Origin of the sequence: Nostoc sp. FACHB-888 (genome assembly GCF_014696655.1) — a bacterium.
Classification (GTDB): domain Bacteria; phylum Cyanobacteriota; class Cyanobacteriia; order Cyanobacteriales; family Nostocaceae; genus Nostoc.
In genome coordinates this window covers 1-24,208 of sequence record NZ_JACJQM010000058.1, presented here as the reverse complement: position 1 = coordinate 24,208, position 24,208 = coordinate 1, and the positions used below count along the sequence as shown (strand labels likewise).

18 protein-coding genes and 2 pseudogenes are annotated in these 24,208 nt (G+C 44.1%); 8 read left to right on the top strand and 12 right to left on the bottom strand.

Annotated features, from left to right (window positions below):
* Positions 1-113: 113 nt before the first annotated feature.
* Complete coding sequence (locus tag H6G26_RS26150; RefSeq protein ID WP_190732651.1) at positions 114-977, bottom strand: SDR family oxidoreductase; 864 nt, start codon at positions 975-977, stop codon at positions 114-116.
* A 694-nt stretch (positions 978-1,671) separates the two neighbouring features.
* Here H6G26_RS26150 and H6G26_RS26145 point away from each other — a divergent pair.
* Entirely contained in the window at positions 1,672-3,279 is a 1,608-nt protein-coding gene (locus H6G26_RS26145) for a peptide ligase PGM1-related protein (protein WP_190732649.1), read from the top strand.
* 165 nt (positions 3,280-3,444) lie between these two features.
* Here H6G26_RS26145 and H6G26_RS42825 read toward each other — a convergent pair whose 3' ends face one another.
* The 3 genes from H6G26_RS42825 to H6G26_RS26130 form a co-directional block, all read right to left on the bottom strand.
* Entirely contained in the window at positions 3,445-6,240 is a 2,796-nt protein-coding gene (locus H6G26_RS42825; RefSeq protein ID WP_190732647.1) for a response regulator, read from the bottom strand.
* A gap of 123 nt (positions 6,241-6,363) precedes the next feature.
* Positions 6,364-7,956, bottom strand: a complete 1,593-nt coding sequence (locus H6G26_RS26135) for a GAF domain-containing protein (RefSeq protein ID WP_190732645.1) — start codon at positions 7,954-7,956, stop codon at positions 6,364-6,366.
* A 208-nt stretch (positions 7,957-8,164) separates the two neighbouring features.
* The gene (locus H6G26_RS26130; RefSeq protein ID WP_190732643.1) at positions 8,165-10,057 is read right to left on the bottom strand and encodes a serine/threonine-protein kinase; all 1,893 of its coding nucleotides are present in this window, start codon (positions 10,055-10,057) and stop codon (positions 8,165-8,167) included.
* Positions 10,058-10,577: 520 nt separating this feature from the next.
* Between H6G26_RS26130 and H6G26_RS26125 the strand changes: the two genes are divergently transcribed.
* Positions 10,578-11,849: a DUF4255 domain-containing protein gene (locus H6G26_RS26125; RefSeq protein ID WP_190732641.1), complete on the top strand. Its 1,272-nt coding sequence runs from the start codon at positions 10,578-10,580 to the stop codon at positions 11,847-11,849.
* A 106-nt stretch (positions 11,850-11,955) separates the two neighbouring features.
* On the opposite strand, the gene H6G26_RS26120 is transcribed toward H6G26_RS26125, so the two are convergent.
* Positions 11,956-12,759: an SAM-dependent chlorinase/fluorinase gene (locus tag H6G26_RS26120; protein ID WP_190732639.1), complete on the bottom strand. Its 804-nt coding sequence runs from the start codon at positions 12,757-12,759 to the stop codon at positions 11,956-11,958.
* A 111-nt stretch (positions 12,760-12,870) separates the two neighbouring features.
* Here H6G26_RS26120 and H6G26_RS26115 point away from each other — a divergent pair, with 111 nt between their 5' ends.
* Complete coding sequence (locus H6G26_RS26115) at positions 12,871-13,026, top strand: hypothetical protein (protein ID WP_190732637.1); 156 nt, start codon at positions 12,871-12,873, stop codon at positions 13,024-13,026.
* A 135-nt stretch (positions 13,027-13,161) separates the two neighbouring features.
* Here the strand turns inward: H6G26_RS26115 and H6G26_RS26110 are convergent.
* The 6 genes and pseudogenes from H6G26_RS26110 to H6G26_RS26090 form a co-directional block, all read right to left on the bottom strand.
* A pseudogene (locus tag H6G26_RS26110) lies at positions 13,162-13,932 on the bottom strand (Uma2 family endonuclease).
* A 55-nt stretch (positions 13,933-13,987) separates the two neighbouring features.
* Positions 13,988-14,119 (bottom strand): hypothetical protein, encoded by a 132-nt coding sequence (locus tag H6G26_RS43885; RefSeq protein ID WP_277883920.1) that lies wholly within the window; start codon positions 14,117-14,119, stop codon positions 13,988-13,990.
* Between the two features lie 63 nt (positions 14,120-14,182).
* A complete protein-coding gene (locus tag H6G26_RS26105; protein WP_190732635.1) occupies positions 14,183-14,626 on the bottom strand; it encodes a GNAT family N-acetyltransferase in 444 nt (147 codons plus the stop codon).
* A gap of 130 nt (positions 14,627-14,756) precedes the next feature.
* Positions 14,757-16,544 carry an aspartate--tRNA ligase gene (gene aspS / locus H6G26_RS26100; protein ID WP_190732633.1) on the bottom strand — a complete coding sequence of 596 codons (1,788 nt, stop codon included), beginning with the start codon at positions 16,542-16,544 and terminating at the stop codon, positions 14,757-14,759.
* A 335-nt stretch (positions 16,545-16,879) separates the two neighbouring features.
* Complete coding sequence (locus H6G26_RS26095; RefSeq protein WP_190732631.1) at positions 16,880-17,155, bottom strand: hypothetical protein; 276 nt, start codon at positions 17,153-17,155, stop codon at positions 16,880-16,882.
* Positions 17,136-17,762 (bottom strand): chloramphenicol phosphotransferase, encoded by a 627-nt coding sequence (locus H6G26_RS26090; RefSeq protein ID WP_190732629.1) that lies wholly within the window; start codon positions 17,760-17,762, stop codon positions 17,136-17,138. The genes H6G26_RS26095 and H6G26_RS26090 overlap by 20 nt, the downstream gene beginning before the upstream one ends.
* Positions 17,763-17,937: 175 nt before the next feature.
* On the opposite strand from H6G26_RS26090, the gene crtD reads away from it, so the two are divergent.
* The 3 genes from crtD to H6G26_RS26075 all read left to right on the top strand — a co-directional run bounded on the left by crtD (position 17,938) and on the right by H6G26_RS26075 (position 21,466).
* The gene (gene crtD, locus H6G26_RS26085) at positions 17,938-19,500 is read left to right on the top strand and encodes a C-3',4' desaturase CrtD (RefSeq protein WP_190732626.1); all 1,563 of its coding nucleotides are present in this window, start codon (positions 17,938-17,940) and stop codon (positions 19,498-19,500) included.
* 236 nt (positions 19,501-19,736) lie between these two features.
* A complete protein-coding gene (locus tag H6G26_RS26080) occupies positions 19,737-20,843 on the top strand; it encodes a saccharopine dehydrogenase NADP-binding domain-containing protein (protein WP_190732624.1) in 1,107 nt (368 codons plus the stop codon).
* Between the two features lie 233 nt (positions 20,844-21,076).
* Complete coding sequence (locus H6G26_RS26075) at positions 21,077-21,466, top strand: hypothetical protein (RefSeq protein WP_190732621.1); 390 nt, start codon at positions 21,077-21,079, stop codon at positions 21,464-21,466.
* A gap of 190 nt (positions 21,467-21,656) precedes the next feature.
* Here H6G26_RS26075 and H6G26_RS26070 read toward each other — a convergent pair whose 3' ends face one another.
* A complete protein-coding gene (locus H6G26_RS26070) occupies positions 21,657-22,955 on the bottom strand; it encodes a sodium:proton antiporter (protein WP_190732619.1) in 1,299 nt (432 codons plus the stop codon).
* Positions 22,956-23,383: 428 nt separating this feature from the next.
* Between H6G26_RS26070 and H6G26_RS26065 the strand changes: the two genes are divergently transcribed.
* Both H6G26_RS26065 and H6G26_RS26060 read left to right on the top strand, forming a co-directional pair.
* A complete protein-coding gene (locus H6G26_RS26065; protein WP_100900343.1) occupies positions 23,384-23,653 on the top strand; it encodes a hypothetical protein in 270 nt (89 codons plus the stop codon).
* A gap of 370 nt (positions 23,654-24,023) precedes the next feature.
* A pseudogene (locus H6G26_RS26060) lies at positions 24,024-24,208 on the top strand (hypothetical protein); the annotation flags it as partial.

The window sequence follows — 24,208 nt, the reverse complement described above, 5'->3', positions numbered from 1 at the left end:
GAAGACAATGAGGGTAGAGTTATAAATTGAGAGTTAGGAGTTAAGGATTAAAAGGTTATAAATAAAGAATATACCGATTATAAATCATAACTCCTAACTCTTAAATATTTCACTTAACCATTGACAACATCTCCACCATTGACATGTAACACTTGTCCAGAGACATAAGAACCATCATCAGAGGCTAAATATACGTAGCTAGGAGCAACTTCTTCAGGTTGTCCGGCTCGTTGCATTGGTACTTGCTTACCAAAATTTTCAACTTTCTCTTCAGGAAAAGTTGAGGGAATTAAAGGTGTCCAAATTGGCCCTGGCGCGACAGCATTAACGCGAATTCCTTTTGACACCAAATTTTTTGATAAGGAGCGAGTAAAAGCAACGATCGCACCTTTTGTAGAGGAATAATCTAGTAATTGTGGGCTACCTTTATAAGCTGTTACCGATGTGGTATTGATGATAGAACTGCCTGCTTGTAAGTGCTTGAGTGCAGCTTTAGTCATGAAAAACATCGAGAATATATTAGTGCGGAAAGTTCGCTCTAGTTGTTCTTCGGTGATTTCTTCGATACTTTCTTTTGGATGTTGTTCGGCGGCATTGTTGATGAGAATATCGAGTTTGCCAAACTCACCAACTGTTTGTTGGATAGCTTGCTGACAAAAAGCTTCATTGCCAATATCACCTGCAATGGTTACTGCACGACGCCCTTGTTTTTCTACCAATTGTTTTGTTTCTTTGGCATCGTCGTGTTCATTGAGGTAAAGAATCGCCACATCTGCACCTTCTTTAGCAAATGCGATCGCTACAGCACGACCAATACCACTATCTGCACCCGTAATCAATGCTACTTTATCTTGTAGCTTGCCACTACCCCGATACTGGGCATCATCTGATTTGGGTTTTGGCGTCATTTCTGATTCAACACCTGGTGCTTCTTGCTGCTGTGGCGGTTGTAATTGTTGCTCTTCTGAATTAGTCATAGGTTTTGTATTGGTAATTGAGTTTTGGATGTAATTAGGTACTTAGTAATTTGGGTTACGCCAGAGGTGATAGGGAATAATCTGCCCCCATTTCAAAAGTAAACCTTGGATCGAAAACTCAACCCAAGGTTTATTTTTTGCTTTGGCTCCCACTAGCCATTTGCAATTTTAGGTGCTTATACCCCGGATGCTTACCAAACGTACTTATTGCTGGCAATTGTACGCGGCTTACATTATTTCTCCTCGCACCTCATACACACTATTTACCTGACCACGGAAAACAAGTACATAACTCTCGTCTGATGAAGGATTTTTCCTTATCATCTGCTTTCAAGTTTACTATTATGTTGCTGTAGTTTATCGCTCTCTAGAGGTAAAACAAGCTGGATTTTACTCAACCTTAAGACGTAAAATAAACAAAATAATAAGAGTTACTGAATTAGCCTATAAGCATCTCTATTGTCTTAAGAACTATGCCATTTTCTCTAAATAAAAATAAAGATTGATATTTACTCATTTCGTAATTGTAAAAATCCTTGCTTTTATACCATCACTTTTCCTAAATGTTAATATTTATTTAGACTGATATCTGCATAGTTACCTTCTTACAAAAGTATTTGACAACTAGTCCACAAACTAATCGTCCAAAAGTCTGCGTGGTGCGCTACATTGAGATCATTAGAGGGCAGGGGTTATGGCAATACTAAATGTTTCCGAGTTAGAGCAGGTTGAAAAGTTTCGCCACTTACAATTAACCCTGAGCGATCGCTGGAAAACGAGCGAGTCATTTGACAATAGTGAAGCGGATATTTTAATTATTCCCTCCCTAAGTCTCGACCAGCGCGAACTCCGAAAGATCGAGGGTTGCGAACATTATGAAGAAAGATTACTATTTTCTTTAATTCGGTTGCAAAATCCCCGGACTCGGCTGATTTATGTAACATCAGTACCGCTACATCCTAGTATTATTGATTATTACTTACAACTGTTGCCAGGAATTCCTTTTTCTCATGCTCGCAGTCGCTTGGTGCTACTTTCTACTTACGATTCCTCCCTTAAACCTCTTAGCCAAAAGATTTTAGAACGCCCCCGGCTGCTAAAGCGGATTCATCAAGCTTTGAGGCTAGATAAATCATTTATGATCTGCTACAACTCTTCGCATTGGGAAGGAGAATTGTCTGTAAAATTGGGTGTACCTCTGTATGCTGCCGCACCAGATTTACAGATTTGGGGGACAAAAAGTGGTAGTCGGCAAATCTTCGCCGAAAGCAAAGTCCCGCATCCAGATGGCAGCGAAAAAGTTTGGAACCACACAGATTTGGCAGAAGCTACCAGTGATTTGTGGGAACGACAACCGACATTAAAACGGGTAGTGGTAAAACTCAACGAAGGCATTTCGGGAGAAGGGAATGCATTGCTGGATCTTAGGCCAATTGAGAATTTAGCACCAGGTAAAGGGACTCATGCCGAAAGGGTAGCAGCAATTAGCGATCGCTTTTCAACAATGCGCTTTCAAGCAAAGCTTGAGACTTGGGATAACTTTTCAGGAAGAATCCCTGAATTGGGGGCAATCAGCGAAGCATTTCTGGAAGGGGAAATTAAGCTATCGCCCAGTGTTCAAGGACGAATCACACCCACTGGTGAAGTAGAAATCCTTTCAACCCACGACCAAATTCTCGGAGGCCCGGACGGTCAGATTTATTTAGGTTGTCGGTTTCCGGCTGATGAAAGGTATCGATTGCAATTACAGCAATTAGGAATACAAGTTGGCAGAAAGTTAGCGGAGAAAGGCACTTTAGAGCGATTTGGCGTAGATTTTATCGCCGTTGACAAAGGTAACCAAGAGTGGGATATTCAGGCGATCGAAATTAACCTGCGTAAAGGCGGTACAACTCATCCATTCATGACCCTGAAATTATTAACAAACGGTCGCTATGACCTTTCCACGGGTTTATTTTATAGTCAGCAAGGTCGTCCAAAATACTACATTGCCACAGATAATCTGCAAAAAGAGCGCTATCAGGGATTATTGCCTAATGATTTGATGGATATCATTGCTCACCACAGACTCCACTTTGACAGTGGTACTGAAACGGGCACAGTGTTTCATCTTATGGGTTGCCTTTCACAGTTTGGCAAGTTGGGATTAACCAGCATTGGTGATTCCCCGCAACAAGCACAAGATATTTATAACAAAGTCGTGAAAGTTCTCGATGAAGAAACCCGCAGCGAGAATCATGATTTATCCGCGTTTTCAGATTATTCTTTCCCCGTGGCTTGGGATGAATATCGCCATTTTTGATATTTGGTAGCGTGTCAATAAGTTCCTCTATCAAGCGAAACGCACCTTATACCAATTTGAAAAAAGAATGCGACAGATGGGTAGGGGCACAACATTGTTCATTGGTGTCACCAGGGCAGGGATTGCTCCCCCTGCTCCCCGCCCCCTGCCCCTCCCCCTCTTCGGTCAGTTGTGTTTCAGCAAGCTCACGATTACCCTAACTAATATTTCTGGCTCTACAGGTTTGGTGATGTGCATCTGAAATCCTGCTTGAATTGCTTGTTGCTGGTCAATATATGCGGCATAAGCGGTAAGCGCGATCGCCGGAATCGTTCCTCCCCGATTGGGTGGGCGCTTACGAATCTGCTCCATCAGCATATAGCCATCCATATCAGCCATGCCGACATCACTCACAATTATATCAGGAATGAAATTATCAAGCACTTGCAATGCTTCTAGCCCAGACGCTACGGCTGTCACTTTTGCGCCATTTTGTTCTAGCAAAAATGCTTGAAACTCGCGCGTATCGCTATTATCATCTACTACCAAAATTTGCAGGTTGCTTAAGGGAGTCTGGGCGCTTGATGTTTCAGCGTCGGCTGAGTCAAGTACAATTTGTGCTGACTGGTTCAAGATCGGTATTTCAACTGTAAAGGTTGCGCCCTGATTCTCACCCAAGCTTTCTGCCTTGACTGTGCCACCGTGCAGTTCTACAATTTGGCGGACGATCGCTAGCCCTAAACCCAAGCCACCAAATCTGCGTGTCGTTGAGCTATCCTCTTGCTGGAAATACTCAAACACATCTGGTAGAAATTCCGGTTGAATGCCAATGCCTGTATCGATTACCCGGATTTGAGCCTGCCCTGCAATTTGCCTTAATTCAATGATTACTTCTCCGTCATCTGGTGTAAATTTGACGGCATTGGTAAGCAAGTTCCACACCACTTGCTGTAAGCGGGCAGCGTCACCAGAGATAGGTGCAGTCGGATTGAGATCGATCTGTAAGTTAATATTCTTTGCTTCTGCTGCTAAACGCACCGTTTCCAGGGCAGCAGAAATAACAGGGATTAAATTAAGGGGAGCCACTGTTAAGGACAGCTTGCCCCGCATAATCCGCGAAATGTCGAGTAAGTCTTCAATTAATTGTGATTGCAGTTTGGCGTTGCGCTCAATCGTTAGTAGTGCTTCGCGTTGACGGGCGGCGTTGAGCTTGCCTTTTTGCAACAGTTGTGCCCAGCCCAAGATGGGGTTGAGGGGCGATCGCAACTCATGAGACAGCACTGCTAAAAACTCGTCTTTAATCTGGTTGGCTCGTTGCAACTGTTCTGCCTGTTGCTGAATCGAAACAATTAGGTTGGCTCGGTCGAGGGCGATCGCTATTTGCTCAGACATCAATTGCAGCAAATCGATTTCTTCTCTTGTGAAGCAAGTGCGGGTGCAGCTAGCAAACGAGATGGTTCCCAATAACCTCTCCTCCACAATTAACGCTTGACTGGCATAAGCAGTAACACCCTGGTTGCGGATAATTTCGGCAAGAGGATCAGTGGCAATTTGGGTGTGGTTGAGAACCATCTGCTGTCGTTCTTGCGCTGCCCAGCCACAGACGTATTCACCAAACTCAATCCACTCGATCGCCTCAGCCAACTCTTGAGTAATACCCTCATAGTTTTTCAAATGCAGTGTGGGGCGGTTGTCTTTTGACTCGACGATGTAGTTGTAGTAAAAGTCCAACCCTAGCTGAGGTGCGAGTTTGCTGAATAAATTGTGCATCACTGTCATCGGTTGCTCAACCGCCAGGAGATCGCTGGTGATGTCATAGAGCAAGCGAAAACGTTCATCAGCTTGCCTCTGTGAGGTTACGTCGCGCATGATTTTAATAAATCCTTGCACGTCGTCGGCTTCATCGCGTAAGGGCATCACAAAGCCACTACCCCAAAAGCGGCTACCGTCTTTTCGGATATGCCAGCACTCATTTTCTGCCTGTCCTTGAGTTTGGGCGGTCTGGAATTCCCAGCCAACGCGGTCTTGTAGGTTGTCTTCGCGGCTGTAAAGGCTACGACTGTCACGGCCAATCATTTCTGCTTCTGAATACTTGAACAATTGTTCAGCACCAGCACTCCAACTGGTGATCGCAGCTTTGGGATCAATGGTTAAAATGGCATATTCTTTTGCACTTGCCACCATTAACCGAAAGCGAGCTTCACTTTGTTTGAGGGCAATTTCGATTTGTTTGCGAGCGGTAATGTCGTAGGACATTGCCAGCACAGCATCAACTTCACCGCGATCGTTGCGTAAGGGTGTGCCATGAGAGATATAGTAGCGATCATGGCTGTTGTGTTCTAAGGTAAATGATTCGCCATTGAGAGCTTGACGGAAGTAGGGTTCGTAGCTGTTTGCCAGGGCGGGTTCGAGGGCTTCGGAGAGTGTTTTGCCGACAAAGTTTTCAGTAGTCATACCGACCCACTCCAGCGCTTCGCCTTCTGCCAGCTGGTAGCGCAAATCTCGATCCACAATGAACACAGCGCCATGAGGCAGTTTGGCCGCAACTTGACGCAGGCGGGCTTGGCTTTGGTGCAGTGCGGCTTCGGCAAATTGACGATCGCACTTTTCTTGGGTTTCTCGCAACGCTCGTTGGATACAAGGAACCAACCGCCGTAAGTTGCGCTTTAACACATAGTCTGTGGCTCCCAGTTTCAGCGCTTCAATCGCCAATTCTTCGCCCATACTGCCAGAGACGAAAATAAAGGGTGTGTCAGGACACAGGTTTTGGGCAATTTTCAAGGCGGAAATCCCATCAAAACCGGGCAAAGCATAGTCTGCCAAAATCAAGTCAAACGCATTGGTTTCTAATGCCTTCACAAACTCAGCGCGAGTTTCTACCCGGAGCAGTTCAAAATTAGCGCCGCCATCGGTCAGGGTGATATGTATCACTTCTGCATCAAGGGGATTGTCTTCGAGCAAAAGAAAGCGCAGTGCTGTCATAACTACACCTCATGTTTCGGGAGCGAAAAGTAAAACGTTGCGCCCTGGTTGATTGCGCCTTCTGCCCAGATGCGTCCGCCATGTCGATGAATGGCGCGGCGTTTTCCTCCGAGTGCCGTTCGCTCAAAGCGTCGTTGATACTAAGGGTTGTCCGGCGGCGAGTTGCTCGGCTTCCGCTTGGGTATGAAAATCTTGGATGACGTAATCGCCGACTAAACTCGGCAAATCTGCCGCTTTGTGGTCGTGGAAAACTCTCGCCACAGTTTCCTGCTCATCAATTTCGACCAGCAGACAGTGCGAAAGATTGAAGTGTGCGGCGATGCGATCGCCCGCGACGTTCGCAATTTCTGACGACAACGTGAGATTCGCAAACTCATTTTCAATGCTGGCTAAAAAGACGAGATTCGCTTCGCGGCGTTTGCGCTCGGTGATGTCGTCGTAGAGTACCGAGAAGCCGTCTGCTCCAACAAAAGGAGTGACTTGAAAAACGAACCACTTATCATTGTCCGGAACGAAATGCTCAAAGCGTTCCGGCTGTCCGGTTCTGACAACGCGCTCAACAATCTCCAACCAGGAGCGGTAGTAGTTTGGAAAGACTTCACTCGCTAACCGACCGAGGGTGCTGCTTCGGTCAAATCCTGTCTGCCTCTCATAGGCTGGGTTAAGTTCAAGATATCGGGCATCTACAGCACAACCACTCTCGTCGCGGACAAGCTCATTGATCGCCAACCCCTCGTTCATCGACTCAAACAGCGATCGATATTTGGCTTCCGACTCGCGCAAGGCGACCTGGGCTTGTCGTTGCTCAATCAGGTCAGCCGCTTGACGGGCGAGTAAATCGAGAAAGCGCACTTCGCGATCGCTCGGTCGATGGTGTTTGCACCAATGGGTCGAAAACATACCGATCGCTTTACCCGAACGGGTAATTAGCGGTGTAGACTGTGCCGAGAGATAGCCTTCCTCACGGTGCAGTCGCATCGAGCCATGCGGGTCTTCGCTCTCTGGCACATCGAAATCAACGAAGGTGCGCTTGCCCGTTGTCAATGCTATACCGCAAGGCGTGTTTGAACCCGCGTTGACGCGGTAGAAATGCTCCGTCAGCTTTTGCCCCGCGCCTTGATTGGCAAGCATTACTAGCTCCTGCGTCGCTTCATCCAGAATTTGGATCGATCCCGCATCTGCTCGTGTGAGGGCGATCGCGGCAGCTACAATCTCCTGGTAGAGCGTCTGAATGTCGCCTTCGATTACAAGCCTCGCGCTCAGTTCGTGCAGTAGTTGCGTATCTTTCAGGTCTGACTCGATGGCTGATAAAGCTTGTTTGCGATCGATGATATCTTTGTCTTCCGGTACTTCCTGCAATGCCCGTTGTACCGATGGCACTAACCGCCCTAAGCGTTGCTTGAGTACATAATCTGTCGCGCCCTGTTTGATAGCTGCGATCGCCAATTCTTCGGCCAAACTGCCAGAGATGAAGATAAACGGCGTATCAGGACGTAGGCGACGGGCAATTTCTAAGGCATTGATGCCATCAAAATCGGCTAGGGCATAATCTGCCAAAATCAAGTCAAACTCATCGCTTAAGAGTGCTGTCTGAAAATCAGCGCCAGTGTCTACTCTTTGCAGTTCATGGTCAATTTTGCCATCTAAAAGCATGGCTTGAACCAACTCTGCATCGACTGGATTGTCTTCAAGCAAGATAAACCGGAGTGTTGACATTCTTGTTATTTTGAAATCTTTTTTAGTTTTTATTAGTAAATAAGATGCGTTCGCCCTGGCACAAGCCTTGAATGTTTTAAGCTAATCGTCATTTAAATTGCATCATTTTCATGGTAATAAAAGCTGCAAACCCTCTCCCTTGCTCCCAGCAAGAATTGCTCCCCTGCTTCCTATAGAAGAGTCGCTGAGTGTGGGAGATATCACCTGATTAGTTCTGAGTGCGATCGCTATTAGGTATTTGCTGATTGCTTGGCTCTTTCCCAGATTGAGATTGAGTATATATATAGGTTCCCAACGCTAAAGTTAGCCCAATACCTAAGACCACTCCCACGATTCGCAACAAATTGGGAGTAATTCTCCTAGTTAGCTGCTCATTTAGCCTTGGTTGGTAGATAGTGTCATCCGTTCGCACTTGTGTTCTGCCTTGATTGGATGCACGTCGTGGTTGATACAACGTCACATCTGGCGGCACTTGTGGTCTACCTTGATTAGATCCAGGTCGCGGTTGATACAACGTCTTATCTGGTGGCACTTGGGGACTGCCTTGATTAGATTCAGGTCGCGGTTGAAACAATGTCTTATCTGGTGGCATTTGGGGACTGCCTTGATTAGATCCAGGTCGCGGTTGAAACAACGTCTTATCTGGTGGCACTTGGGGGCTACCTTGATTAGATCCAGGTCGCGGTTGATACAAAGTAACGTCAGGTTTGTTGGCGTTCGGATTATTTACAGGACTCTGTTGATTTTGCTCGACTGGGTTAACCTGTCTGGGAACGGTTTCGTGATTTGAATCTTGATTGTACTCAGGCTGAGGGGGAGGAACTGTTTCCTCAGATTGGCTTTGCTCAATCGGGTTAAACTGTCTGGGAATGGTTTCGTGATTTGAACCTTGATTGTATGCAGATGGGGGGCGAATAATCGTGTCTTCGTTCGATTGTCTGGGAACGGTTTCGTGAGTTGAACCTTGATTGTATGCAGATGGAGGACGAATAATGGTGTCCTCGTTCGATTGTCTGGGAACGGTTTCGTGATTTGAGCCTTGATTGTATGCAGATGGGGGGCGAATAACCGTGTCGTCGTTCGATTGTCTGGGAACGGTTTCGTGATTTGAACCTTGATTGTAGGAAGGTTGCGATTGCCCAGTACTCCCTGTGGCAAATTTGGCAGCAGCTTGCAAAGCCTGATTCAGTTCTTCTACCGTTGCAAATCGGTTAGCTGGGTTCTTGTGGAGGCATTTCATCACCACAGCTTCCAATTGTACGGGTAAATGCTCACACCCTGGTTGCGATCGCAGTGGTTTCGGTGGCTCATAAGCATGAGCTAATACCCAAGAAGCTTCGCTGATATGACTGCCCTTAATGCTGATTCCAAATGGGTCGGCTCCACTCAGCATTTCGTAAAGGATAATCCCTAAACTGTAAATATCACCTCTAGCGTCCAGGTTTTTATCACTTTGGATTTGCTCCGGAGGTGCGTAACGAAATGTACCGATAAATGTACTAGTTATATTTGTAATGTTGGAATTTTCTGAAGATTCACTGCGAATTTTGGCGACACCAAAATCCAAAACTTTTACCCACTCTCCTAAATCTGTAGGCACTAAAAATATATTATCTGGTTTCAAGTCACGATGAACTACCTGAATATGCTCAGTGCTTTTTCCGCCATCCCGTTGGAGAGTCACTCCTTGATGGGCAAGCTGTAGACCTTGGCAAACTTGCCCCATAATCTTCACAGTCCGCTCAACAGATAGCCGCTTTTCGCGCAGCATTAATTGTCTGAGCGTTTGCCCCCGCAAATATTCCATTACGTAAAATGGAAAACCTTCTGTGGTGACACCACAATCACTAATCTTAACAATGTGGTCACTTTGCAAAGCAGCACAAACTGCCACCTCACGCTCAAAACGCTTTCTCATTTCTTGTGATGCCAGCAGTGTATCTTTGAGCAACTTCAACGCTACCTGCTGACCTACACGGGTGTCCGTTGCCAGGAAGACTTCTCCCATGCCACCCCCGCCTAGTCGTCTATCTAAACGGTATCGCTGGTTATCACCGACGAGGCGACCAATCCAAGAATTTGAAGGAGGTGGGGATTTCATCTGGGGCAACCCATCCTAGTTATTTTAAACTGTTAACTTTAGTCAGATATACTACTAGTGTTACAAATATGATTGCTCTTAACTTAGATAAATATTAGTAATTATATGCTACTAGTGTTTGTTTAATTATACTCAGCTTAACATAGTTAGTAGCTTAAAGTAATGCTAACAATTTGATAAAATGTTTAAAATTAAGACCTGTGGCGGTTGAAATTTGTTCCTGATGTGAAGTTCACGCAAATTTTACGAGGTTATCAGTTTCAGTAGTGCTGATTGCTGAGTATAGTACACTGTGGCGAAAGTTGGCCTATTTTTAACAAGGGGATTTTGCCTCTTGCGAAGTCTTGTTAATTGAGATGGTAGGTGGATTTACACCGTGCTGTACTAGTAGTTGAAAATGCGCTTTTGTATGCCTTGCTAATAGTCTTTGCTACCGAATAATTAAAGTTTTGCAAAATATATTCTGTCAATGTACTCTGGCTTACATGATTAATATGTGCTATTGCCATGAGGAACGAGGATGAGTAATGTGCTCTCTATAGCCGCCGTGACAGCAGTACTAAAAGCCTTGCTGGAAAATGGTTTAGTCAGTGATCCGATCGCTGCTAGTGTTGGTGATGTAATCGTAACTGCCCTACCACCCGATCGAATTTCAGTTGAAGCTGACGAGCGCGCTCAAATCAACCTTTTTCTCTATCAAGTAACGCAGAATCGCAATGTTGATTGGTTATCTCAGGAATTTCGGAGCAAACACTCACGGATGAATGCTAACCCGCGCTCTCCGACTCCACCACTAGCTCTTGATCTCCATTACTTGCTTACAGCCTACGGAGCTAAGGATTTTCAAGCGGAGCTTTTATTGGGCTATGCAATGCATTTATTACACAAAACACCAGCTATCACATCTGATATTATTGAAAATACTCTGATAAATGTCTCTACAACAAATACCTCAAGTGGTTTTTCACAAGCTTTAGCAAGTGTGTCCGTATCCGGTTTAGCTGAACAAATTGGGCAGATCAAATTGACTCCGGAGTTTTTTAATATGGAAGAAACTTCTAAGTTATGGTCTGCTTTACAAACCCACTATCGACCTTCAGCTACCTATCTGGCGTCAATGGTATTGATTGAAGGTAGCAATGATAAGTCTGAAGGTTTATACATCATGCCCTTGTCTCAACCGAGTATAGAGCAAGTTTTGGCTCCAGCAAAGACTGATCAAATGATTGTTGCAGGCACAACATTAGTAATTCGTGGTAAGCGGTTACGGGGTGAGATCACGCAAATCCGATTAAGAAATACCGAGACATTACTAGTACCTCAGGAAGTTAAAGAAACGCAAATTAGTCTGTTACTCCCACCAGATTTGTACGCAAGTGTGCAGGGTATCCAAGTTGTACATCTGACAATGGGCAATGCAGGACAAATGGATCATTTAGTTGAATCCAACGTTGCGGCTTTTGTCCTCCATCCAACAATTACAGCATTCGCGGTTCAAGTGGAGAATAGCAGTGACAATTTACGCACGGCAGAAATTACCGTTAAATTCCAGCCCAAAGTTGGTAAAGCGCAGAGGGTAGTTTTGCTACTTAATGAAGCATCAGGTGATAGTCCGGTAAGTTACTTTTTCTTAGTTGCGCCACGCACTGAAGATACTGATGTTATAACTATTCCTGTCAAAAACGTAAAGCCAGCAACTTATATTGTCCGGGTGCAGGTAGATGGAGCAGAAAGTCCATTGCACAAGAATCAGTCTGGGGAATATGATTCGCCACAGGTGACAATTTTATGAATGCAACGATCTGGATACTAATTATACAGGGCGGTTGAATGCGATCGCTATGCAAACATCGAAGTATGTCTGATTGTAGATAATCGTAACTAATTATATGAGTGGTTCACGTTAGCACAACTTGAAGCGTTTCTTGCCAATCTAACTGCAACTGTGAGTGAGCATTGCCGCTATTAATGGCAATTTCTACCCAGCCGTGACTACCAACTAAAGCTACTACCTCTCCCACGTTGACATCACTGTAAGTTTCACAGCCTAGTATACTCAACTTATCGGTTTGCACACACCAAGTTTTACCTTGTACGTAACTGCCTGGAATGTTGCTCACTAGGTTGCCAAAATTGTCAATATATTGAATGCAACCCACTACACCAGTGGTTGTTTGCTGGCACTCGCCTATATCTAGCTTTACCAAACTTGCTGGATCAATTTCTTGTCCTAGCTGTTTGAGAAATACACCACTGGCAAGACTAGCTCCCACTGGTGCAAAGATATCTCTACCGTGAAAAGTGTTGCTTGGTTGAGGAGTTCGCCAATAGTTAAGATTTGTAAGTTCGACGGCTGCGATCGCAGGACTTTGACTAAGTACCCCGCTAAAGATACCATTATCCGGGCCTACGAGAAACCCTTGAGCAAATTCTACTGCGATCGCTCGTCGCTTGCTTCCTACACCCGGATCTACTACTGCCACATGCACTGTCCCAACTGGGAAATAAGGATAAGCATTCATCAGGCAAAACCTAGCTGCGGCTATATCTTGCGGCGGAATTTGGTGCGTTAAGTCTACTACCCTAAGTCTGAGGTTGATTTGGGCTATAACACCCTTCATTATGCCTACATAAACATCGCGATCGCCGAAATCGCTCAGTAAAGTTAGGAGTCGTTGCTGACCTATCTGGTTCTTAGACATATTTTAGATAAAATATACATTAAGTAGTAACTTTCTGTAGCAACAGCTACAAAATTTATGCTATGTTAAGAATGCAAGATATAAAGCAAAAAATTAAAGAAGGTAATCACTATGAATCAAAATAGACTACAAAGTACCAGAAAAGCACAAGAAGCCCACAGACAGAATATTCAAAAAAGCCTAGAGCATCGCTTGCAAGTGGCCAGAGCAAAGGGCGACGAACAGCTGATTCGTCAACTGGAAGCTGAAATGAGGTATTCCAGCTAAATCAAGTTTTCAATGTTCTTAGTTTGTTGTGTAACCCGCTATGGCGGGTTTTTTTTGTTTTAAGGAGGTTTCCTGGTAATTTGGCTCTTACAGCGTTTTTCAATTAGTTGAATTACCTCATTCTCCATCCTCACCTCATACTTCTGGCTCAACACCCAAGGCTCGTAACTGTGCCGCCAAGCGTTCAGCTCGTTGCAGAGCAGTTTCTTTAGCTTCTCGCTCAAGTTCTGCTCGTAAGCGTTCTTGTTCGGCTCGTAAACGTTCTTGTTCGGCTCGTTCTGCACCAGTAGGAATTACATTACCCGTCGCGTCGCACCACCTCAGCCAAACATCCGGCTTACCTTCATAAGCACCTTCCCACAAACATAAACCTAGCTCAACTTCAGTCAGCCATTGCTCACTCATGGGTATATATTGCCGCCCACGCAACTCGTACATCTGTAGAACTTCACCACCAAGTTGTCGAGTTGGATCAAAGATAATGTATTACATTACCCGCATCCTGGCATACTCTAAGATTTTTCGCCCTGTTTCATTGCCTTCTCGATTTGAAACAATTTCAATCACCACCTCTGGCGGTTTACCAAAATCCCAGAAAAAATAAGAGCGATGCCGTCTTTCCCACCAGTTATCAGCTACTTGTACATCCAGGCTCAAAAATACATCAGGCACAATCGGCGGTTGTTTGTTACTGGGAAACAACCCCACATTGGCAGCCACAAGGAACCCTTGGGCATTACTAGGCCCGTTCCAAGAGCTGTAAAGTGTTTCTGTCAGCAGCCGTTGTTGTTTTTCAGATGGCAGATTATCCAAGGGTTCATCGTCCTCTGTCACCAGATGACTAACATCTGGTAACAAATCTTCTGGTAATAAGCCAGCGTCTGTCAAGATGATAGATTCACTCATAAAGAATTCTGGGGGTAGGAGCTTAATTTTATTGTGGCAGCAGCATTAATCCCCTTCATCCTACCAGTAGATTTTCTACACTTACTGTTGTCGTCGTAGTTGCTACCTGAATAATCCTACTGTATTGCGATCGCCACTGTAGTGCATTAAAAATTGTTAGATAGCCAATTTCTGGCGGTTGCTGCAAAGGCGAAACCCACCGATACCAGCAAAAAGCTCTAAAGCTTTGAGTCTGTTTCTTGTCATGCCACTATTGCAACCGCAAAGCATAATGGTAAAACTCTTCATTCTTAACGTAATCTCGCGCTTCATAGAGTTTTTGCGCCGTTATGTTAGAAATTTGAGTAGATAAAATTACTCGAATTGCTCCACTTTCTTTGGCGTATTCTTCTGCAACACTCATCAATAATTTTGCAATTCCCCTGCGGCGATGTGACTCTTCTACATACAAATCGTTCAATATCCATACTCGTTTCATCGACACTGAAGAAAAGCTAGGATAAAGCTGGGTAAATCCGACTAATTCCCCATTGTCATTAGCTGCAAACACTACTGATTCTTTATTATTGAAACGTTCTTTGAGAAACTCTTTGGCAGCTTCAAGGTTTGATGGCTGATTGTAAAAAATGCGATATCGATCAAATAGTACTGAAACACTTTCAAGATGATTAATATTAGCCAAGAAAACTTCCATTCAGTGTCCTCATCACTTCAATGCAGTTTACACCCAATGCTGCTCGGTTAAGGTAAATGGGAGATGAAATCAAGAAAAATATTTGCTTTCTCAATTAAAGTAATTGGTGGGCATTGCCCACCCTACTTAGCTAAGACTTTGGTTTATAAGTCGAAGCAACGTGCAATTCTTTTAACTGTTTAGTATCTACACTCGAAGGTGCATCTGTTAACAAACAACGTGCTTGTTGTGTTTTCGGGAAAGCAATGACATCTCGAATAGATTCTTCGCCAGCTAGCAACATTACCAAACGATCTAAACCGTAGGCGATGCCACCATGCGGTGGTGTACCATATTCAAATGCTTCTAAGAGAAAGCCAAATTTACTTTGTGCTTCTTCAGGAGATAAACCAATTGCTTCAAAGACTTGCTGTTGAATTTCTCGCTGATAAATCCGCAGACTTCCGCCGCCAACTTCTACGCCGTTGAGTACCAAGTCGTAAGCTTGGGCGCGTGCAGTTTTTAAGTCGCTTAAATCATCAGGATGTGGTGCTGTAAACGGGTGGTGCAGTGCTTCTAAACGTTTTTCGTCAGCATTCCACTCAAACATGGGGAAATCTGTAATCCAGAGTAAGTTGATTTTTTCTGGATCGATTAAGTTAAATTCTTTAGCGATCGCTTGCCGTAATCTATCTAATGTCTTATTAACTGTACCAGCATCACCAGCCCCAAACAACAGCAAATGTCCAGCTTTAGCACCTGTACGGCGTAAAATTTCTTGTTTTTGTTCTTGGCTGAGATTGTCTTTAATCGCGCCAATGGTGTCAATTTCGCCATCATCCCTAACGCGGATATAAGCTAAACCTTTAGCACCGGCTTCGCTGGCTTCTTTAAATAAATCACCGCCTGGTTTAATGCGGACATTAGAAATTACATCGTTACCGTTGGGAATGGGCAGGATTTTGACGATACCACCATTGGTAACAGTGTCTCGAAAGACTTTGAAACCAGAGTCTTTGACAATATCTGAGACATCGACTAATTCTAAACCATAGCGTGTATCTGGTTTATCACTCCCGTAGCGTTCCATCCCTTCAGCGTAAGTGAGACGAGGGAAAGGGCGCTGTAACTCAATGCCTTTGACTGTTTTGAAGATATGGCAAACTAAGTTTTCATTCAGTTCGATAATTTCTTCTTGGGACATGAAGCTCATTTCCATGTCCAACTGAGTGAATTCTGGTTGCCTGTCGGCGCGTAAGTCTTCGTCACGAAAGCAACGGGCAATCTGATAATATCTATCTAAGCCAGATACCATCAGCAATTGTTTAAATAGCTGGGGTGATTGCGGCAAAGCATACCATTCACCAGGATTGACGCGACTGGGTAGAACATAATCCCGCGCCCCTTCTGGGGTAGAACGGGTAAGTATTGGGGTTTCGACTTCAATAAAACCTTCCAAATCTTCCAGATAACGACGCATGGCTTTGACAATTTGATGACGCATTTGCAAATTTTGCGCCATGCGTTCGCGTCGCAAATCCAAATAACGATATTTCAGCCGCAAGTCTTCCCGCACTGTCTCGGTGTCAGCTACGGAAACTTGAAAAGGTAACTGTTTGCGAACAGCATTGAGGAGTTCAATTTTATCGGCGTAGATTTCCACCTCGCCTGTTGGGATGCGGGTATTCAGCGATTCATCGGGACGTTGCGTTACCCTACCAGTGATTTCGACAACATATTCATTTCGCAGGGCGTTCGCCTGCTCATAAGAATGTGGGGTGCGTTGCGGATCGCTGACGATTTGGACAATTCCAGAGCGATCGCGTAAATCTAAAAATATCACACCACCGTGATCGCGGCGACGGTCTACCCATCCGTAAAAGGTAACAGTTTCTCCAATATGTTCTTTTCGGAGTTCGCCGCAATAGTGAGTTCGCATAAGTCTTAGTTATTGTTTCCGGGCTAGAATGGCAAGAAAATGTCAAAGCTTTCCCATTATCTAGCATCAATAGTAATTGTAGTAGTTCTGGTGAAAGAAAAAATCAAATAATCTCAGACCATATATATAGGACTCATATTTGATTTTTGAACAAAACTCAGTACACCTTTATTCCTTCTTCCCAGTCCCCAGTCCCCAATAAAGAGTCCCTTACCTCTACGAGTGATTCTCCAAATCAAATCGGATTGCTATATAAAAGAATCAATGACACCAGAAGGGTAAGTTTTACCTCTTTTTACAATACTTCCCGGAATTCATCACGGCTGATCTGACAGTCACGGAGTATCTGCGCTAACAAACCAGAACCAATTGTTTCCCATAAGTTCGGGAGCCGCTCCCATAAGTTCGGGAGCCGCTCCCATAAGTCCGGGAACCGCTCCCATAAGTCCGGGAACCGCTCCCATAAGTTCGGGAACCGCTCCCGTAAGTCCGGGAACCGCTCCCATAAGTCCGGGAACCGCTCCCATAAGTTCGGGAACCGCTCCCATAAGTCCGGGAACCGCTACCAGTTGCAATATTGATAACGACAGCTTAAATATGGTGTGCAGCAAGTCGTTGGAATGCCGACGGCGCTGGAATATCTGCGAGGTGCTTGCGTATTACCTCGGCACACGCACCTGGACTTAACAACGAGGTATCGACTTCAAGATCATAGATGCCAGGGATGTGGACTTCACGTTGCCATAACTGAACCGGATGTGGCATCAACGAGTTGGCTGTACTTCCCACTTTCCCCGCCGTCTTTTGTCGCCGTTCCATAATGATCTCAATGGGGCAACGAACGCCTACGAACAAGATCGGCAATCCGTTCAAACGCCGCGCACTATCGGCCAAAATGCCCCGTGGGATTGCGTAGGCGTCATGGTGTCCGACATCAACCACGACATTCAGACCCAAGCGGCTGTGGGCGGCGATGGACTCATACATGGCACTGTAAAGAATAGGAACAAGAGGTTCGATGTCCTGGCGTTCTCCGCCTGGCCGCAGACCGATCCCAGGCAGGTATCGTGCAGGAGTCATTTGCATAAACCTATCGACACCCAAGTTCATCCACAGACCATCAAATGTCTCCTGGATTACTGCAACAATGCTTGACTTCCCCGATCGCGGGGCACCATTCAAGATGATAATTTGTCCTAGCTCGTTTGTCTGCCCCACGATCGCTCCTCGCCTCTTTAGTTAGCAATTTCAAGTTAAGGCTAAAACGTTGAATAGGCAATTGAAAAAGAGGCTGCGCGTAGCTTACTTAAGAGCAGAGGTACGGTGGGCACAGAGGACGCAAAGAAGGTAAAATTATGAGTAAAAATGTTAAGAAATTTAAAGAAACTAATCGATGTCCAGCATTTCTCTTGACAAAAGTAACTCTCATGTCGTCGTTATCGGTGCCGGAATAGGTGGACTGACTGCTGGAGCATTATTAGCTCATAGAGGTTACAGCGTCTTAATTTTAGATCAAGCCCTTGTACCAGGAGGCTGTGCTTCGACGTTTAAACGGCAGGGATTTACCTTTGATGTAGGCGCAACTCAGGTAGCGGGGTTGGAACCAGGGGGAATTCACCACCGCATTTTCTCAGAATTGTCAATAGATTTACCGCAAGCAACGCCTTGTGATCCTGCTTGTGCGGTGTATTTACCTGGGGAAAGCACACCGATTAATGTCTGGCGCGACCAAGAGAAATGGCAAGAGGAACGACAAAACCAGTTTCCTGGTAGCGAACCATTTTGGCAATTGATGGCAACTTTATTTGATGCTAGTTGGGAATTTCAAGGACGCGATCCGGTGCTACCACCACGTAATTTATGGGATTTGTGGCAACTAGCGCAAGCGGTGCGTCCCAGTACATTAATTACCGTCCCCTTCACTTTGTTTACGGTAGGAGATGCTTTACGGTTATGTGGATTGGGAAATGACCAGCGATTGAGGACTTTTTTAGATTTGCAGCTAAAGCTATACTCCCAGGTGGATGCAGAACAGACAGCATTACTTTATGCAGCTACAGCGTTGAGTGTATCCCAACTGCCCCAAGGATTGTTTCACCTCCAGGGAAGTATGCAAGTATTAAGCGATCGCTTGGTACAATCCTTAGAAAGAGATGGCGGCAAATTGTTGATGCGCCACACTGTAGAACAAATCAAAGTAGAGAACGGCAAAGCTACTGCTGTAGTCATTAGAAATCAGAAAACTGGCGAAGTCTGGACAGAAGCAGCCGACCACATAGTTAGCAACGTCACCGTGCAAAACTTGGTGCAGTTATTGGGAGAACAAGCGCCATCTGGATATAAAAATCGGGTGGAAAAACTACCCCAAGCATCGGGTGCGTTTGTGGTGTATTTGGGTGTAGATGCCAGCGCGATTCCGCCGGAATGCCCTCCCCACCTGCAATTTCTGTATGATGTCAATGGCCCCATTGGCGAGAATAATTCCCTATTTGTTTCCGTCAGTCATCCTGGAGATGGCCGCGCACCGGAGGGGAAAGCAACAATTATTGCTTCTTCATTTGTCGATCCTGCACAGTGGTGGCAGACTGAAGATTATGAAGGACTAAAAGAAAAGTTTACCCAAGAAGCGATCGCTTGTCTTGCCCAATACTTCTATCTCAAACCAGAAACGATTATTCATCAAGAAGCCGCAACACCCCGCACTTTTGCCCATTTCACAGCCCGCGATCGCGGTATAGTTGGCGGTATTGGTCAAAGGATTCCCACTTTTGGCCCCTTTGGATTCGCCAATCGTACACCCATCCAGAATTTGTGGTTAGTTGGTGATTCCACCCATCCCGGCGAAGGTACTGCTGGGGTGAGTTATTCGGCGCTGACGGTAGTTAGGCAAATTGAAAAAGAGGCAAGGGGGCAGGGAGCAGAGAGCAAGGGAGATAAAAAAGAATTGGTATTCTAACCACACCTGTTGCGTTAAGGGACTTCCAGAGAATAAATTACCCAATTTATTCAAATGATATTTTTCTTTTCCCCCTGCCCCCCGCCTCCTGCCCCCTGCCCCCTGCCTCCTGCCCCCTGCCCCCCGCCTCTTTTTTGAAAAGTCCTCCTTCCTTAGCAGGCAAGTCATACTTGTAACCGATGGCAAAAGGGACGGAAAACTGGTCAAATTAAGTTATTGTTGCGAATGCTGGAGTAATGACAGACAGCGTTTTAATTCTTGGTGGACGGGGGCGGATTGGTAGCACTGTTGCTCAGGATCTCGCTACCCATACGCAAGCTCAAATTACTATTACTGGACGTTCTGCGGAGTTTGGGAAGGCTGTTAGCTTGTCTTCGGGAGGACAAGTGCAGTTTTTGGTGTTGGACTTGGCAGAAGTTGACAAGTTGCAAGATGCGATCGCAAACTCTAACTTAGTCATCCATTGTGCTGGCCCATTTCACTATCGAGATACTAATGTTCTTGAAACCTGTATTGCTCAAGGCGTTAATTATCTAGATGTCAGCGACCATCGTTCTTATACCAGCAAAGCTCTCAATTTTAATGAAAAGGCTGCTGCTGCTGGTGTGACAGCAATTATTAATACTGGTATTTTTCCTGGTATTTCTAACAGCATGGTGCGTCAAGGTGTTGAACAATTTGATAAACCAGAAAAGATCCATTTAAGTTATTTAGTTTCCGGTTCTGGCGGTGCTGGCATTACGGTGATGCGGACAACTTTTCTTGGGTTGCAGTATCCTTTTGAGACTTGGATAGATAGAAAATGGAAGATAATCAAGCCTTATAGTGAAAGAGAATTAGTTGATTTTCCACCTCCATATCGACGCACCGGAGTTTACTGGTTTGATATGCCAGAAACCTTTACACTGCCCAAAGCTTTCCCATCAGTAAAAACTGTAATTACTAAGTTTGGCTCTGTTCCCGATTTTTACAATCACCTAACCTGGATTGCGGCACATATTTTTCCTAAGTGGTTAATGCAGCGTCGTTACATGATTGAATTTCTGTCTCATGTCAGCCATTCAATGACAGATGTCACTAATAATTTTACTGGAATTGGTGTAGCAGTTCGTTCAGAAGTTACAGGACAAAAAGATGGTGAAACCGCCGTTTATTGTTCAACTGTAGTGCATGAAAATACAGCAGTGGCTTCTGGCTGTGGTACAGGTAGTATTGCCCAATTATTGCTAGAAGGTAAACTCAAGAAACCAGGTGTTTTTGCTGTGGAAGAAGCACTACCAACAAATTTATTTGAAGAGGTAATGCAAAGTCGAGGAATTAAAGTTAATCACAGTTGGTTATAGCTTAATACGCTTGGGTTAAGCATACTGGGTGGAAATTTCATAGGATTTCACAAAATATTTAAATACACAGGTAGGGGCGTACATCTGTACGCCCCTACTATAGCTAAAAATTAATATACCTTGGGATAGAAGGAAAAACTGTACCTAAACATATAGGATGCCTGTGAGCCTGAAATATTGAATATATTTATACATGACTAAGGCTTATAACAGCACAATAGGAGGAGTTTTTCGTGCAAAAAATTCTATTAACTTTAAAACAAGCATTGCATTCAACCTTTTTGGTTATTGGTTTAATTATTTTCATTAGCTTGTCAGGTTCTTTCATTTTTGTTCAGCAAGCTAGTTATGCAACTACTCTTGAAGAATTAAAGCTAATACCCCCTGAGTATAAACCAAATTCTGAAGAAAAAATTAATCGTGCTAACGAATTTGACCCAGGTATTGGTATTCAAGAAGAAGAACGACAAGAAGCTTATGAGCAAGCAATAAAAGATTCAAAAAATCTTACTACTTTAGAGAAGACTTACGAAAGAAATTTGAAGGCTGAACAAGCACAAAATCCCCCAGAAACTTTTGGTGAGAAAGCGAAAGAAGTTATTGAAAAGGTGACAGGTAAATAGGAAATATAGACCTAACTCTTAACCCCCTCTCTTGTAGGGAATGGGAGTAATATTCAAAGCCTCTGTCCGGTTTTAAGTTAGCTTTAGAAGATTAAATTGTAGGGTGTGTTATCGCCGAGAGTACCGCACCACTAAAAACTTAAAGTACGTTAAGCTTTGATATGCCACACCCTACAAACAAAAATTGCTTTTACTTAAATTCATCTATTGTGGCAGGAGGAGTAGCGTTTCTCCGATTAACAATATTGCGCTCATACCACTTCATTAATGGAGTTGCACTAATGCCATGTATAATCACAGAAGCCACAATAGTAGTGTAAGTTATCCAAGCAATTTGTTCGGCTGCTTCACCTTTTAAGCCATTACCAAACGCATAGGCAAGATAATACAAAGAGCCGACGCCGCGAATACCAAACCATCCAAACAACCACCTAGTTCCTGGGTGCATGGTTTGGCGGTGTGCCTCTACAGGGCGTTTACCTATTGTGCTAATCCAAACTCCTATAGGTCGGATTATGAATAATAATAAAATTATAACTAATAAAGATTGCATACCATACTTAAGAATTGGCTGCAATAATAATATTGAACCCAATACTAAAATTGTCCCAACTTCCAGGAGCTTTTCAATTTGCTCAACAAATTCCAACTGTGCTAGCGGTTTTTCAGGATTTCTGTAACTGCGTTGGACAACTAAGCCAGCAACAAATACTGCCAAAAATCCATAGCCATTCACCATTTCTGTTAAAGAATAAGTTAATAGAATTGTGCTGATAGCAATAAAATCTTCCATTAACTTATCGGCACGACGGCGTTTTTGAATTCTTTTTTCAATCCAAACTATAGATTTGGCAACAACAATTCCCATAACAATACCAGCTGCGATCGCCCAAATTAAATCAACCGCAATCCACTCTTTAAACCAGTTGCCCCAGTTGTCATCTTTTAATGCATGAATGCCAAAATAAACGAAGGGAAAAGCTAAAGCATCATTTAACCCACCTTCAGAAGTTAAACCAAATCTCAACTCATCTTCGTCATTTGTATCGGTAAGTTGTACTTCTGATGCTAATACTGGATCGGTAGGTGCAAGAATTGCTCCTAATAAAATCGCTTCTGCCCAATTCATTCCTAAAAAGAATTTACCCACAACAGCCAGAGCAAAAATTGAAATTGGCATCAGAAATATAACCAATCGGGCTGTAATACCCCAATCCCCCAATCTTAAAGGACGAACTATTTTTAAACCGCAGCTAAACACAGAAATAATTACTACAAGTTCTGCTATTCTTTCCAGCAGTTCGGCATTAAAAACTTCATCTCGACGTAATTGTATCAGTCCAAAGGCGTAAGGGCCAAGCAAAATACCAACTATTAGGTAGATAATGGCAAAAGAAAGAGGTAAGCGAGAAATCCAACCTGACCCTAATGTGACTATCAGTAGAAGTAGACCAATCACAAATAGGTCAATAATATAGATATCTACCATATAGCGATTTATATAAAAATTAGGCGTTACTTTGTAAGCTTAGTAGTAATAGCTTGATGTTAGAACTTACCTATGGGCAGATTTTCTTGAATTGCAGATTGGGGATTTAGACCCGCTACCAAATTGGAGAAAAAAGGAATAGATAAATGTAGCGTTGTAGCGTTGGCTTTGCCCAACCTAGTACAGATACTTCTTCAAGGGGTGGGAGGGATAGTCACCGCCCCGCGTCGTTAACTGATGACAGTTGACGGTTAACAGTCATCAGTCAACGTGAAATCCCATCCCCTTTTATGGGTGGGATGAGCTTAATCAAATATCGCCCATTTTAGTACAAATATACTATAATAGATATAGCGTCCACAAAGCCTAGCTAAATGTATAACGGCTGTGTGAAAACCTTCTGGAAGATGGATTCAAGGGTTAGTTCGATGATGAAGCATTACATTCTCAACCTCAATCCCACTGCCAAGCATGAATGGGATCGGTGTATTTTGCGTGATCCGCTGACTGCCAAACGCCCAGACATTGCTAAATTAATTGCTGAAGCGGTTGGTGCTGATACAGGCAGTTATTTAGTAAGTGTGAATATCGAAGTTCAAGTTTTGGAGCAAGCCGCAGTCCCTCAAGCCGAACAACTCTCACTTTCATTTCCAGAGGTGAGTGTGCCGTCACAACCACAACTGCGAGAAGCGGCTTGAGCTATAGTGCAAAATTTAGCAGAAAATCAAGCCTACCTATACAGGCTTGCTTCGTATAGCCGCAGACTTTAGTCTGACGGCTAACAAAATCATAACTTTATGAGTGGAATTAATCTTAGAACGGAAAATTAATAGCGTTAAAATTCATGAAAGCGACTGTAAATAACAAGTGGATAACGATCGCTATCTCTGCACTTCAAACATCGCCTTTTTCGCCACAATCGAGTACATTTATACTATAATATATATATAGCGTTCACTAAGCTTAGTTAAGTGTAAAACTGCTCTGTGACAGCCTTTTGGAAAATGGATTCAAGGGTTAGTCTTATACTTAAACACGACATTTTTGACCTTAGAGGAAAATTATTAAATGATGCAACTGAGTCATTATCCAGCTGCAATCGCACAAGCTGCCCAACGGGCTAATGAAATAGACTCTCAGTTGATGGCAGTGCAGCACCAAATTAACCGATTTGAAGGCAATGCTGATCGTGTCGCTGCTTTTGAGATAGATTTGAAAAATGATGCTCAACGCAAGGCTCGTCGCTTTGAAGT